This window comes from Alteromonas sp. AWJ4_199, from assembly GCF_056159165.1.
On record NZ_JBSWUR010000001.1, the window covers coordinates 2,953,577 to 2,967,776 of the forward strand.

The window sequence follows — 14,200 nt, forward strand, 5'->3', positions numbered from 1 at the left end:
GTTCCCTTAAAGAAGCGCTTGCTGAATGTGTGATTTGATCACATCTAATGCGATTTGGTTTTTGCCACCTTGCGTCACTACTACGTCGGCAGTGAAGCGGCTAGGTTCGATAAATTGATGATACATAGGCTTTACAGTTTCTTCGTACTGCTTGGCCACTGATTCTATGCTACGACCTCGTTCTTTCAGGTCTCGCATCATTCGGCGCATCAAACAAATATCAAGAGGAGTATCGATAAAGATTTTTACGTCGTACAGAGGTAATAAATCTGTACGTGCAAGCAACATAATACCTTCAAGTATGATCACCGGTGCGGGGTTTAAGCGCTCCGTTTCAGGTAAACGTGTGTGCGTTTTATAGCAGTAATGCGGATAGTCGATAGGTTGGCCATCACGCAATGCTTGCAGGTGCGCTTTCAATAACTCGTGTTCAAATGCATTTGGATGATCGTAGTTATTCTTCTCACGCTGTTCCATGGGAAGATGATCTTGGGCGCGATAGTAGTGATCTTCGCGCAGCACTTGAACAGGGCGGCCTTGAGCACTGAAGCCGTTAAACAAATTTTTTGTAAAAAGAGACTTCCCAGAGCCAGAAGCTCCAGAAATGGCAATAATTAGTGGCGATTGCATAGTACTATAAAGCTGGTTTTGTTGGTGCAAAGATACGCGTTTAGGCCTCGCGAATCAATGTTATATTCACAAGTTATTACTTTCGGGCGCGGTCTTTGCTAGAACTTTATCGTATTTTCAAGGTATTGCGGGCTGTTTTTAAAACTCGCATAAAATACAAAAAAGTTCTCCAATTGGTCAGTTTTTAATTAATTACCAATAATTTCGATATCCTCTTCTTTTATCGGTGGCAATGCGTAAGAGTGTTGCTTTGAACGCGAACCTTCTCCCTGAGCACGAGGCGGGTAATAATTCTCTTTTTCTTCGTTGTAAGACGAAAACACTTCATCAAGGGCGGCTCTTATTTCACTGAGGGTTTTGTCCAGGTTCGCATTGAAATCAGGGCGTTTGCGCTTAGTATGCCCAAGCTCAATAAGCCGTCCGAAACTTCTGTTCGCTAGCGTAAGCAATTCAGAAGGTACATCCTTGTGCGGAGGAAGTGGGGTGTGTGGATACTCTATACAATATCTGACTAACGCAGTGTAAAAGCATAACGGCTTGTTTTGGAGCGTAACCACTTTATCGTCTATGCCGTTAGAAATAGTTTTGTCTTTTAAATTAATTACAAGCTTAGGCGTAGGAGGAATGACTTCTTCAAGCGCTTTGCGAGCCTTTCTTGTTCTATTTGAAATAAAGAATAGCGGCGCGATAAAGAGTGACGCAAATAAAGCAATCCAACTGAACGTTAAGGCGCTTGAAGGAAGTTTATGACGAAGTTCGACGATAATGTCTTGTTCAGCATTAACGAAACGCGAAGACATTTTACTGGGGTATGAACTGAAGTCTTCTGAATCCGTTTCTATACCTTGAATACCCTTCACCAGAACTGGATAGCCTTGTTTTTTGAGGCTGCTGTTCAATCTACTCAGGTATCGGTAAATCGCGAATTGATTAACTGGCGTATTAAGTGTTTTATTGCCCACATCTAAAAAGGCGCTATCTAAACTTATTCTTCGCTGAACATTATCAAGCGCTTGATGAACAGAAGATTGGTATGAGAAATATTGTGCGGTTATCGCCACACATTGAAGTGTCAATATTAACGCTAAAACGTTAATAGCAATCAGGGGCTTGGACTTGAAATAAATCTTTTTATGACTCATTAGTTACACCCCTCTTCCAATGTAATAGTTTTGTAATAGGGCCTGGGGTGAGACATCGCTATGTCATGAACGACTGACTGCATTGCACAAAACAAGTCGGTATTCTGCGTTTGCATTTTCAAAAACCATTGCATTCCGCTTACGCTTTCTAAAAGCGGCGTGGCATAGTTTGGTGAAAACCTTTCTTTATCTTCTTCAGCCCAGTAAGAAGAAATAATGTCCACATCACCAGCAAGCAGCGCGCGTCTTAGTTCTTGGTGAGAACTGAAATATACAATGTCGACATTATTGTCGCTCAGCCCTAAGTCTTGCATTACAGTCTTCGGCACGATATGGCCCGAGCGACTGCTAGGATAGTCCAACAAGCCAATGCGCTTTCCTAAAAGGTACTCTTTTGAAAGTTCAGGCCTTTCTCGTAAGGCAATGAAAAATGCCGAATAGTTAGGATGCGACGCAATCTTAGTTAAGCCGTAAATCTGATCTGCCCCGAAAGCATCAACTACGTTGCTCTTGACCAACGCTAAATCGACAACGCCGTGATTGATGTAACGAAACGTGTCGTAATCGCTTTGTCCGATAATTATATTTACTTCGCCGAATTGACGTTTAATGGTTTGATCGCTGCAAAGCTTCTCTTTTGCCATCTCAGCTATTCTGCCGTCGGTTACATAAACAGAAAAAACATCAAAATTTCCCACAAGTTCAGTCTTGCAGTTCATATTTTGGCCAGTTTGAGGGGCGATATCAGTGTATGTGACTGAATGTTGGAAATAGTTCACCGCACCGCAGGTGATAGCAGCGATAATAAAAATTATCCATTTCCCGGAGGCAACAATTCTGAAATTCGTCAAAAAAACGACCAAATGAATTAACGATTTATAGTGTGATTTCATCAGTTAAGGTTATTTATTGCAATAGGTAAGTTTATTTTAAAGTGTTATATTTATGATATTTATGGGTTTTTTATGGGTAAACCTGATTTTTATTAAACGCTGTTTATTAGTCGTATATCTGTCAAGAATAGGTCCAGCTAATCGTTATGGATTGACAATAATAATAACAAGTAAATTAACTTGACCATGTGGTCAAGAAATAATTTTCAAACTCAATAGCCTCGGGCGATTGCTGTTAAATAAAAATGTAAAACTGTAATAAAACTGACACGAAGGTTTACGACAATTTAATACATTCAAGTACAAGCACAGGCTAGGTGTGTTATTTTTGCACTACACTAGACCGTGTTAAAAAAGAATTTTAAACAAAAAGGGAAACACACACATGAGCTCATCAGCTAAATTCAGTCGCATTGCGGCTGCGGTTGCGCTGTCAATCGGTTTGTCTACCACTGCAATGGCGCAAGAAACGTCATCTGCAATGGAAGGCCGCATCCTTACCCCTACAGGTGCACCTGCTGCGGGAACATCTGTTACTGTCATTCACGAACCTACTGGCACAGCCCGTGAAGTGGTTGTGGGAGCTAACGGTACGTTTAACCTTCGCGGCCTTCGCGTTGGTGGTCCTTACAGAATCGTTGTAGATTCTGACGAGTACCAAGACACTACTATTGACAGCGTATTCCTTGAATTAGGTAACCCATTTGGTGTTAACCTTACGCTAGAAGACGCTAGCGACATCGAAGTTATTTCTGTTAGCGGTAGCGCATTAACAGCTACAGCGTTTGGTGCAACTGGCCCGCAAACAGTATTTAATCTAGAAGCGCTTGAAAATACGCCTGCTATTAACCGTAGCATCGGTGATATTGTGCGTGTTGACCCTCGTGTTTTCGTTGATGAAAGCTTCAACGACTCAATTAGCTGTGGTGGTGCAAGCCCGCGTAACAATAGTTTGACCCTAGATGGTATTCGCATGAATGACAACTTCGGTCTAAACAGCAACGGCTTCCCAACTGAGCGTATGCCTTTCTCTTACGACGCTATTCAACAAGTAGCGGTTGAGCTTGCTCCTTTCGACGTAGAGTACGGTGGCTTCACTGCGTGTAACATCAACGCAGTAACCAAATCAGGTACAAATGAAGTTCACGGCGGTGTTTTCTATGACTTTACGTCTGACTCTTACCGCGGCGACGAAGTTGACAGCGTAGAGCGTGACAACGGCAACTACACTGAAAAACGTTACGGCTTCAACGTTGGCCTTCCACTAATTAAAGATAGTCTTTTCCTTTTTGCTGCTTACGAGAAGCTTGAAGGCGTTCAGCTATATGATTACAACGCGCTTGGCGGCCGTGTAACTCAAGATGATATCGACCAAGTAACTGAAATTGCGCAACGCGTTTACGGTTACGATGTTGGCGGTACACCAGGTTCTGCGCCAGTTGAAGATGAAAAAATTCTTATTAAACTAGACTGGAATATTAATGCAGATCACCGTGCTTCATTAGTTTACAACTGGAACGATGGTTTCAGCGTAAGCCAATCTGATGGTGGTTCAAGTAACCTTTCTCTTAGCAATCACTTCTACGAGCGCGGCGCTGAGCTAACTACGATTGTTGGTTCACTCTACTCAAACTGGTCTGACGATTTCTCGACAGAACTTCGTATTGGTCACACTGACCTAGATAATCGCCAGCAATCACTTGATGCTGCTTCTGGCTTTGCAGAAGCGCAGATTTCTACTGAAGGTGGCGGCCGTATTTACATCGGTCCTGATGATTCTCGTCAGTCTAACGACCTTAACTACGAAGTGTTTAACTTCAAGCTTGCGGGTACTTATTTCTGGGGCGACCACGAAATTACAGCCGGTGTTGAATACGAAGAAACTGATGTATTTAACCTGTTTATGCAGCACACCGTAGGTGAATACCGTTTCGACAGCATTGCTGATTTTGAAGCAGGCCTAGTTGACCGTATTTACTACAATAACTCAGCGGGTACAAATAACCCAGCTGATGCAGGTGCTTCTTTTGCATTCGACGTGACCACGTTCTACGTACAAGACGAGTTCTATCTGACTGATGACTTGAAAATTATGGCTGGTCTTCGTTACGATACATACGGTTCTGACGACACACCTCGTTTGAATGAAAACTTTACTGAGCGTTACGGTTTTGCAAACACGGCAAATGTAGACGGTATCGACCTTCTTCAACCGCGTTTCGGTTTTACTTACACAGTTAACGAAAGCCTAGAGCTACGCGGTGGTTTAGGTCTTTACTCTGGTGGTAACCCTAACGTTTGGATCTCAAATGCTTACTCTAACGACGGTGTGACGAACATTGGTACTCGTGAAGGTCAAATCGATGGCTTCGTAAGTGGCACTACTTCATTGTTTGACCTAGCGCTAACTGGTCAAGGTCGTCCGATTTACGACGTACCACAAGAGCTATTTGACGTAGTAGCGAACACTAGCCTAACAGATGGTGACGGTAACACTAACGCAACTGACCCAGACTTTGAAATTCCGTCTGAGTGGAAATACGCGCTAGGCTTCACCTACGTAACTGAAAACGACTACCTAATTAACGCTGATATGATCTATACCGATCGCCAAGACTCAGCGATTGTTAGAGACGCTAACATCGTTTACTCAGGTCAAAATCGTTTTGACGGTCGTCCAATTTACGAGCGCATTGACGCGGACCGTAACGAAACGTCTGACTTTATCCTTGGTAACGTAGATTCAAGTGACGACGGTAGTTCGCTTGTACTTTCAATCGGCGTAAGCAAAGAGTGGGATAATGGTTTCGATATGGGCGCTTCATACGCTTATGTTGATGCTGAAGATGCTAACCCAATGACAAGCGCAGTTGCATTCTCGAACTACGCGAACTTTGCAACTAGCGATCCTAACAATCCATCTGCAGCAACGTCTGACTACGCTGTTGGCAACCGTTTTAACTTCTCTCTAGGCTACACTGCTGAGTTCTTTGACGGTTATGCAACGCGTTTCAACTTGTTTGCAACGGCTAACGAAGGTAAGCCTTTCTCTTACGTTCATAGCAACAACTCAGCATTCCCATGGGATGGTGTATTTGCTCGTCAGCTTATTTACATTCCTGAAGTAAATGACCCGAATGTAGTGTTTGTAGACCAAACTAACCGTGATGGTGACGTGCTACAAACTGCAGAAGAAGCAGAAAGACTGTTTAACCGTTGGGTTGAGAACAACGGCTTCGAACGTGGCGAGATCCTTGAGCGTAACAGTGAAACTGCTGACTGGTGGTTTAAAGCTGACTTACGTGTTTCTCAAGAGCTTCCTGGCTTCTATGAAGGTCATACAGCAAGCGCGTTCTTCGTAATTGAAAACTTGACTAACTTGATCAACGACCAGTGGGGCGATTTCCGTCAGGGTAGCTTCGGTGGTGATGAAGTTCTTGATGCTAGCTTCAACGACGCAGGTCAATACGAGTACAGCGCTGTTTCTATTCCAGAGCAAAGCGTATCTCGCGGTCCTTCTCTATGGGAAATCCGCGTAGGTGTTAACTACCGCTTCTAAGAAGTAGTAAACGCTAACTACAAGTTGTAGTGTTAGGTGCCACTCTCCTTAACAGGAAGTGGCACTTTTTTATGCCCGCGATTTATCTCACTCATTTGCTACTAATCGATCCTTCTCTGCTTTTATGATCTAAGACCCTCCATCACACGAAGTAATTGGCGTTACATATTTAAATGCTCGCAAGGAGGGCTTATGTCAAAACGTATGTTAATGGTAATGACGTCTCACGAAATTATGGGTGACACGGGTGAGAAAACAGGTATGTGGCTTGAGGAGTTTGCCGCACCTTATTACGCATTTAAAGACCAGGGCTACACAATTACATTGGCTTCGCCGATGGGCGGGCAAGTCCCTATTGACCCCAATAGTCTATCCGACGATGCGATGACTGATGATGCAATTCGATACACGAAAGATGAATTAGCGCGTAGTGCAATCGCTTCGACTATACCGCTTGAAGATGTGCGTGCAGATGAGTTTGACGCAGTATTCTACCCAGGTGGTCATGGTCCTTTGTGGGATCTGTCAGATAATGCCCACTCAATTAAACTTATAGAAGACACAATTGCGGCAAACAAACCTGTTGGTGCCGTGTGTCATGCGCCAATCGTGCTTAAAGATGTGCAAACTCCAGATGGTAAGTACTTGGTGGACGGAAAAGCTGTGACAGGTTTCTCCAATAGCGAAGAAGCAGCAATGGAGCTTACCGATGTTGTCCCATACCTAGTTGAAGACGAACTAGTGAAAAAGGGCGGTAAATATGAAAGTGCAGACGATTTCGCCGTAAAAGTGTGTACTGATGGTTTACTGGTGACAGGACAGAACCCACCGTCATCACGCCCAGCTGCAGATGCGCTAATTAAGCTTTTATCTTAGGAAAGTCTTAGTTTATAAACTATTTCGAAACCGCATCTTGTATGCGGTTTCTTGTTTTCGGTTACCGAGTCTTTGACGAACTAGTTAGACATTTTCGAATAAATCTTCAACGCGTTGTCTTAGCTCTTCAATTCTTGTCACATCAGCTGGCGCTATAAAAATGGTGTCGTCGCCTGCAATAGTCCCTAATACGCCATCTTTCTTGCTTAACGAATCTAATAAACGGGCGATAAGTTGAGCTGCACCTGGACTGGTTCTGATAATAACCATCACATTATTGTGGACAATGTCTAACACAAGTTGTTTCAGGGGGCTCTTGGCGGTTGGCATGCCTAGTTCTGGGGGCAAACAGTACACCATGTCGCCCCTAGCATTACGAGTCCTTACTGCACCGAACTTGCTTAGCATTCTAGAGATTTTAGATTGACTGATATTGTCAAAACCTTGAGCTTTTAAAGCATCTACAATCTCGCCTTGTGAACCATAACTTTCCGCTTTAAGAATCTCTTTAAAAGCCTTGATGAGTTGCTCTTGTTTTGCGTTTGCCATTAGCGCTCTTTTCTTTTCTGAGGGTTATCGTTAGGAATTATATTTAGTATGCGTATATTGTGCCGCACAGGTAGACTTTGCGCAATTTCTTTGCATAATCATTCATGATAATGAATATCGAACAAAAATCGCCATAAATAACGTTAATAAGACGATCCGGTGATTGAGTTTTCCCCCGCGTTGCATTAGTGTGACGTTCCGTTTAAATACGTGAAGTAATCCCATAGGAGAAATGGTATGAAAGTAGCCGTGTTAGGTGCTGCCGGTGGTATTGGTCAGGCGCTGTCTTTGTTGTTGAAAACACAATTGCCAGCAGGTTCAGATTTAGCGCTTTACGACGTGGCGCCAGTTGTTCCTGGTGTTGCCGTTGATTTGAGCCACATCCCCACTGCGGTAAAAGTAACCGGTCACGGTAAAGATGACCTAGCTGATGCACTAACTGGAGCAGACGTAGTTCTTATTCCAGCAGGTATGCCTCGTAAGCCAGGTATGGATCGTTCAGATCTGTTCAACATCAACGCCGGCATTGTTAAAAACCTAATCGAAGGTGTAGCTGATAACTGCCCGAACGCGTGTGTTGGTATCATCACTAACCCAGTTAACACTACTGTAGCTATTGCAGCTGAAACGCTTAAAGCTAAAGGCGTTTACGACAAGAATAAGCTTTTCGGTGTAACAACGCTTGACGTTATCCGTGCTGAAACTTTCGTTGCTGAACTTAAAGGCGTAGACGTATCTTCTGTGCACGTACCGGTAATCGGTGGTCACTCTGGTACAACTATCCTTCCTCTTCTTTCACAAGTTGAAGGTGTAGATTTCACAGACGAAGAAGTTGCTAGCCTTACAACTCGTATCCAGAATGCGGGTACTGAAGTTGTTGAAGCTAAAGCGGGCGGCGGTTCTGCAACCCTATCAATGGGTCAAGCAGCAGCACGTTTCTGTTTATCTCTAGTTGCAGCAATGCAGGGTGAGAACGTTGTTGAGTACACTTATGTACAAACTGACGACAGCGACGACGCAGCATTCTTCGCACACCCAGTTCGCCTTGGCGCAAACGGTGTTGAAGAAATCTTGCCATACGGCGAGCTAAGCGCATTTGAAGAAAAAGCGAAAAACGACATGCTTGAAGGCCTACGTGGCGACATCAAGCTAGGCGTAGACTTCGTAAACGGCTAATCGGTGAGTATCACTGGCGGGCCTTTGAACGTAGGCACGCCGTGAATACTTCCCTGTAGGCTTCGCCACCGCTTCCCTGCGGTGGAGAGCCTACTTATCAAAGCCCCACCAATTCAAAACTCCCCAATAGCCTCATCACTTTAGATTTGTAGAAAGTGCAGTCTGTTACGCCCTTACGTATCCAGCCTTTTTGTTGCGTGTTTGTAGGCTTCGCCACGGCATCCTTGGCACAGGAAAGCCTACTTATCAAAGCCCCGCCAACTCCAAACATCCCTGTAGCCTAATTACTGAAGATTTTTATAAAAGGACAGTCTGTTACGTCCTTACGTATCCAGCCTTTTTTGTTGCGTCTTCGTAGGCTTCGCCACGGCATCCTTGGCACAGGAGCTTATAAGCTCTTCGAGTTATTTAATGACAGTCGGTGGTAAGTAAATAGTAAACTCATTGATGGGTTCTATTAGAACGCTGTAAGGCGAGTGTTGCTCTGACTCTTTCACAATGTCGAGATCAGATAAAAGTTTGAAACTTGCAGATACAAGTCTAGCGGGCTTGACTACTAATTCTTTATGCCAGACTCGGTAAGTCCCCAGTTTTTTATCTCTTCGATAATAAAAGCCAGCGAGAGGGTGGGTTAAATAAACTAAAGCAGATTCTGTGTCGGGAAAGCCGGGAAAACTAAGTTTGTCAGTCTTATCTTGCACTAATTCTACCGACGCAGGGGCCCAATCAGACTCGGTGTTCATTCGATACTTGTTATAGAGACCGCTCTCTTTGTCTCGCTCACAATCAAAACGAACCCTTCCCGAATGCCACGGTAAGTTCCAAACGTATCGAGGAACGGCTAGCGTCCACGAATCGAGTGTTGTTCCAAGAAACCAGACACAACGTTCTCCTGTTTCTTTATCGATGATGTAGATACGATAATTGGTTTGCCCCATTGTAAATTTAGGGAAGGGGAACACGGCGGAAGTGAAATCAACGTCAATAAAAGGTACCACGGATATAAGCCCAAGTTCTTGACCATTTATTTCAATAGTGTCGAGTTGAAACCTCTCGGGGAAAATTCCTTCAAAACGTTTGGCTGGTACTGCATAAGTAATAATTGCAAAATGCTCTAAACTGCATAGCACGTCAATTCCACTCGGTTTAGGTCTATCGATCAAATAGTCTTTTAGCTTCCTTGATTCTTGCACAATACTTCCTTGGTTTAATAGATAGATACAAGTTGAAAAAGAAGAGTAACGCTTACTTTCATTTACAAGCAGAAACCTGATTCGCTGCTTGCAATTTAATACAATGCACAACGACAAATTTTGTTACTAATCAGGTTCGTATTTTGTTGAGTCGTATACGTTTTCGTTATTTACTATCTACATTCTGACTGTTTTTTATTTGAATTCAACAAGGACGTGTTATGAGTTTTTTAAAATGCACTATTTTACTTTCCATCGCACTTTTAACCTTATGCATTAACGCCAATACTATTGCGGCTACAAGCAATACTGTGCCATTGGCAGGTACTGCATTTGCTAAACTGCCAAAAGCACTAACTCTTAAAGGCGACGCTTTGCCTTTCGAAAACTATCAACAATGGCTTGCGCATGCGCAAAGTAACAATCAAAAAATAGCTTTTGTCGACCGCTGGCAGAAGCGTGTTAATCCCAAAGCGTTTAATACTCTCATCAAACAAACAAGCGCTCAGTGGATTGAATACGAATCTGATGGTTTGAAGATTTCAGGTGTAATGGTGGCGCCTAAAAACGCTGGCAACAAAAAGCTTCCGGTTATTATTTATAATCGCGGCGGTAATAATAAACATAATGTCAGCCGAATTACGGTAGTAGACCGACTTCTTCCGCTTGCCGCAAAAGGTTACATCGTACTTGCCAGTAATTATCGAGGCTCGCGCTTTAGTGAGGGTGAAGATGAGTTTGGTGGAAAAGATGTAAACGATGTGCTTGCTCTTATCGACATTGCTAAGCAGTTGCCAGCTGCCGATGCCTCAAAAATTGCGCTGTATGGTGTTAGCAGAGGCGGCATGATGACATGGCAAGCCTTGCGTCAGTTGAAGGCGTCGGATGATATAAAAACGGCCATAGTGGTAGCAGGTCCTACCGATTTACATTTTATGATTAATCGCAGAGCTGGTATGAAAGCACTCCTGCATCGCATGATCCCTGACATTGAAAATAATCAAGAGAGAGCTCTGAATGCACGTTCTGCTGTGAAGTGGGTAGATGAACTTAACACTAAAGTTCCGATTTTACTTATACACGGCGATGCTGATGTTCGTGTTGATGTTTCGCATACAAATATGGCAGCTGAAGCGCTCAGTGAAAATCAACATCCGCATAAAGTGGTTATTTATGAAAATGGGGATCATGGACTTTCGTTCTACCAAAAAGAAATGAAAACTGAAATTAACAGTTGGCTTTCTAGCCATATGTAAGCTTTAAAGCTTTGCTCTGAGGATGTAAACACAAGCGTCAGCAACGTGTATTAAATACAAAAAAGCCCGCTACGTACTACGAGGCGGGCTTTTGTTTTTCACAAATTTAGCGAGTTAACCCGTGTTACGCATACCAATAGCAATACCGGCGATGGTTACCATCATGGCGCGCTCTAGGCTGGTGTTTTGTGACTCGTCACCTGCTTTACGAATACGATCTAAAAGCTCAATTTGAAGATAGTGTAGAGGCTGAAGATAGCCTGCACGGATCTCCATCGACTCTTTACCCTGCGGATCGTTTTTCATAATGTCGTCATCACCAGTAATGGCGAGTAGCGATGAAATGCTCTCTTTAAGCTCTTTACGCAGCGCTTCACCAAAGTGCTTAAGCTCGCTTGGCACTAGGCGCTCATCATACGCTTCGCTAATGCGTGGGTCGGCTTTGTGGAACACCATGTCTAGCATAGACAAACGTGAACGATAGAATGGCCATTCGCTAAACATCTCGTTAACCACTTTTTCGTTCTCAGGTGTTTTCACACTATCAATAGCGCGCATAACACCTAACCAGCTTGGTAGCACCAAACGGGTTTGTGCCCAAGCGAATATCCATGGGATAGCGCGTAAGCTTTCTATACCACCTTGTGGCTTACGCTTAGCAGGACGGCTACCGAGCGGCAGTTTACCTAGCTCTTGCTCCGGCGTAGCAACTCGGAAATATGGAACGAACTCTTCGTCGTGACGCACAGTGGCGCGATAGTTATCACGGCCTTGTGCTGCCATTGCAGTAATGAGTTCGCGCCATTCTTCTTTTGGTGCCGGAGGTGGGAACAACATGGCTTCTATAATAGCGCTCGCATAAATACCTAAGCTACGCTTGGCCAGAGTTGGCATACCGAACTTATAGCGAATAGTTTCGCCCTGTTCTGTTACGCGGAACCCGCCTTCTAGTGAGCCAGGAGGTTGTGAGTAAATAGCAGCGTGTGCTGGCAATCCACCACGACCAATTGTACCGCCACGGCCGTGGAATAGGGTTAGGCTTACGTCGAATTCTTCTGCAATGGCTACCAGTGCTTCTTGCGACTGATACTGTGCCCAGCCAGCTGCTAATGCGCCTGCATCTTTTGCTGAGTCAGAATAACCAATCATCACAAACTGACGACCTTTCACGTAACCGCGATACCAGTCGATAGACAGAAGTTTGCGCATTACGTCAGGCGAGTTGTTCAAATCGTCTAGCGTTTCAAATAGTGGTGCTACCGGCATTGGCCAATCTACACCGCTTTCTTGAAGAAGCAGCTGAACCGCCATAACATCTGATGGCTCACTCGCCATAGAGATAATGTAGATACCAAATCCATGCTTGCTGTGCTTTGCAATGACCTTACAGGTATCCAGAACTTCTTTTACATCGTCAGATGCGTCCCATTGTGCTGGGAATAGCGGACGTTTTGAGCCAAGCTCGCGCAATAAGAATGCTTGCTTGTCGGCTTCGCTCCACTGTGCGTAATCGCCTAAACCTAAATAGCGAGTAAGTTCGCTAAATACGTCTGCGTGACGCTCTGAATCTTGGCGTACATCAAGGCGTAGAAGGTGAATACCAAATACGCGAGCACGACGAATGGTGTCTAGTAGTAGGCCATTAGCAACAACTTGCATACCGCAGTCTAATAGTGACTGATAGCAAAGCATCAACGGCTCGATAAGCTCATCATCGCTTTCTATCCAGTTAGACGTGTCTGGGTTTTTACCTGCAAGATAGTCGGCAATGCCGTCACGAGTAGCAATAAACTTATTAACCAACGGGCGAAGTAGGGCGCGGTACGGTTCGTTTGCATCGCCTACTTGTGCACGTAGTTCTTCGTTGCAATCGTACATCGAAAGTTCTACCTGCAAACGATCAAGGTCGATAGCGAAAAGCTTAGCCGCGCGTTTTCTTGCCAGCAGCAATACTTGCTCAGTTACTTTCGAAGTAACAAACGGGTTACCGTCTCTGTCTCCACCCATCCAAGAGCTAAATTGTACTGGTGACGAGTCTAGCGGTAGCGATACGTCGTAGTCTTCATTTAAGCGACCATCAAGCTCGCGCATGAAGTCAGGTACCGCTTCCCACAATGAGTTCTCAATAACGGAGAAGCCCCAACGCGCTTCATCAACAGGCGTAGGGCGCACTGAACGAATTTCTTCAGTGTGCCAAGCTTGCGCAATAAGATCAGCAATGCGGGTTTCGATTTTTTTACGCTCAACATCACTTAGTGAAGCTTGATGCACTGCTTGAAGGCAATCCGCTAGCTCTTTATGTTTATGAATAAGTGTACGGCGCGTAACCTCAGTAGGGTGCGCAGTTAATACAAGGTCAATGTTCAGCTTTGCTACAGCATCTTGTACTTTGTCAGCAGTTAGTTCTGCTTTATCTAGGTGTTTAAACAGAGCATCAATCGATGCATCGACATTCATTGCTGCGTTGTATTCTTGCTCGGCAATATTGCCTAGGTTCAAGAATTGTGCGAAGGCACGACCAACAGTAAGCAAATCGCTGTCAGACATTGTTTTGAAAGTTTCTTTCAGTTCTTCGCTACAGGTAGCGTCTCCCTGATAAGAGGCTCGGCCGCCTTTACGAATCTTTTCAATACGGTCTAGCCATTCCTGACCTAATTGATTTTTGATTGTTTCACCAAGGGTTTTACCAAGGTATCGAACGGTATCTTTCAGTTCAGCATCGTAGTGTGTTTGCATGCTATCCTCCTAAATATATGGGCTAACCATACTGTGTCCTTCGCGACTTGTCTAACCACTTTCGGTTATAATTTACAACATTTTGATACTTTTGCACCCTAGTTAACATTGCTCAAAGCAAGATATTTTGTGGTGTGATACACTCTAGCACCGGAAAATGCAGAAACATTCTCGCAATATGCGTTTTGTT

10 protein-coding genes are annotated in these 14,200 nt (G+C 44.2%); 4 read left to right on the plus strand and 6 right to left on the minus strand.

The genetic code is table 11. The features are described 5' to 3' along the window. Positions 1 to 6 precede the first annotated feature (6 nt). The 3 genes from udk to ACXAER_RS12940 form a co-directional block, all read right to left on the minus strand. On the minus strand, positions 7 to 630 hold the full coding sequence (udk, locus tag ACXAER_RS12930; protein ID WP_014950808.1) for a uridine kinase: 624 nt from the start codon (positions 628 to 630) through the stop codon (positions 7 to 9). 188 nt (positions 631 to 818) lie between these two features. Beyond that, positions 819 to 1,772, minus strand: a complete 954-nt coding sequence (locus ACXAER_RS12935; protein WP_474829793.1) for a hypothetical protein — start codon at positions 1,770 to 1,772, stop codon at positions 819 to 821. After that, a complete protein-coding gene (locus tag ACXAER_RS12940; RefSeq protein ID WP_474829795.1) occupies positions 1,772 to 2,665 on the minus strand; it encodes a type 2 periplasmic-binding domain-containing protein in 894 nt (297 codons plus the stop codon). Before ACXAER_RS12940 ends, ACXAER_RS12935 begins: the two co-directional genes overlap by 1 nt. A 385-nt stretch (positions 2,666 to 3,050) precedes the next feature. On the opposite strand from ACXAER_RS12940, the gene ACXAER_RS12945 reads away from it, so the two are divergent. Both ACXAER_RS12945 and ACXAER_RS12950 read left to right on the plus strand, forming a co-directional pair. Further along, a complete protein-coding gene (locus ACXAER_RS12945; protein WP_474829797.1) occupies positions 3,051 to 6,224 on the plus strand; it encodes a TonB-dependent receptor in 3,174 nt (1,057 codons plus the stop codon). A 192-nt stretch (positions 6,225 to 6,416) separates the two neighbouring features. Then, positions 6,417 to 7,100, plus strand: a complete 684-nt coding sequence (locus tag ACXAER_RS12950) for a type 1 glutamine amidotransferase domain-containing protein (protein ID WP_474829798.1) — start codon at positions 6,417 to 6,419, stop codon at positions 7,098 to 7,100. An 84-nt stretch (positions 7,101 to 7,184) separates the two neighbouring features. On the opposite strand, the gene argR is transcribed toward ACXAER_RS12950, so the two are convergent. After that, positions 7,185 to 7,649, minus strand: coding sequence for a transcriptional regulator ArgR (argR, locus tag ACXAER_RS12955; protein WP_025253953.1), 465 nt, complete (start codon positions 7,647 to 7,649; stop codon positions 7,185 to 7,187). 237 nt (positions 7,650 to 7,886) lie between these two features. Here argR and mdh point away from each other — a divergent pair, with 237 nt between their 5' ends. Further along, a complete protein-coding gene (gene mdh / locus ACXAER_RS12960) occupies positions 7,887 to 8,825 on the plus strand; it encodes a malate dehydrogenase (protein WP_474829800.1) in 939 nt (312 codons plus the stop codon). 404 nt (positions 8,826 to 9,229) lie between these two features. Here the strand turns inward: mdh and ACXAER_RS12965 are convergent, their stop codons facing one another. Then, positions 9,230 to 10,018: a DUF2071 domain-containing protein gene (locus ACXAER_RS12965; RefSeq protein ID WP_474829802.1), complete on the minus strand. Its 789-nt coding sequence runs from the start codon at positions 10,016 to 10,018 to the stop codon at positions 9,230 to 9,232. A 221-nt stretch (positions 10,019 to 10,239) separates the two neighbouring features. Here ACXAER_RS12965 and ACXAER_RS12970 point away from each other — a divergent pair, with 221 nt between their 5' ends. Continuing rightward, positions 10,240 to 11,274: an alpha/beta hydrolase family protein gene (locus tag ACXAER_RS12970; RefSeq protein ID WP_474829804.1), complete on the plus strand. Its 1,035-nt coding sequence runs from the start codon at positions 10,240 to 10,242 to the stop codon at positions 11,272 to 11,274. A 114-nt stretch (positions 11,275 to 11,388) separates the two neighbouring features. Here the strand turns inward: ACXAER_RS12970 and ppc are convergent, their stop codons facing one another. Continuing rightward, the gene (gene ppc / locus ACXAER_RS12975) at positions 11,389 to 14,010 is read right to left on the minus strand and encodes a phosphoenolpyruvate carboxylase (RefSeq protein WP_474829806.1); all 2,622 of its coding nucleotides are present in this window, start codon (positions 14,008 to 14,010) and stop codon (positions 11,389 to 11,391) included. Between the last annotated feature and the right edge of the window lie 190 nt (positions 14,011 to 14,200).

What these genes read in the sequence shown, in the direction of transcription:
- ACXAER_RS12940 (WP_474829795.1), bottom strand. Translation starts at nt 2,665, where the DNA reads ATGAAATCACACTATAAATCGTTAATTCATTTGGTCGTTTTTTTGACG.
- ACXAER_RS12970 (WP_474829804.1), top strand. Translation starts at nt 10,240, where the DNA reads ATGAGTTTTTTAAAATGCACTATTTTACTTTCCATCGCACTTTTAACC.
- ACXAER_RS12950 (WP_474829798.1), top strand. Translation starts at nt 6,417, where the DNA reads ATGTCAAAACGTATGTTAATGGTAATGACGTCTCACGAAATTATGGGT.
- udk (WP_014950808.1), bottom strand. Translation starts at nt 630, where the DNA reads ATGCAATCGCCACTAATTATTGCCATTTCTGGAGCTTCTGGCTCTGGG.
- argR (WP_025253953.1), bottom strand. Translation starts at nt 7,649, where the DNA reads ATGGCAAACGCAAAACAAGAGCAACTCATCAAGGCTTTTAAAGAGATT.
- ACXAER_RS12935 (WP_474829793.1), bottom strand. Translation starts at nt 1,772, where the DNA reads ATGAGTCATAAAAAGATTTATTTCAAGTCCAAGCCCCTGATTGCTATT.
- mdh (WP_474829800.1), top strand. Translation starts at nt 7,887, where the DNA reads ATGAAAGTAGCCGTGTTAGGTGCTGCCGGTGGTATTGGTCAGGCGCTG.
- ppc (WP_474829806.1), bottom strand. Translation starts at nt 14,010, where the DNA reads ATGCAAACACACTACGATGCTGAACTGAAAGATACCGTTCGATACCTT.
- ACXAER_RS12945 (WP_474829797.1), top strand. Translation starts at nt 3,051, where the DNA reads ATGAGCTCATCAGCTAAATTCAGTCGCATTGCGGCTGCGGTTGCGCTG.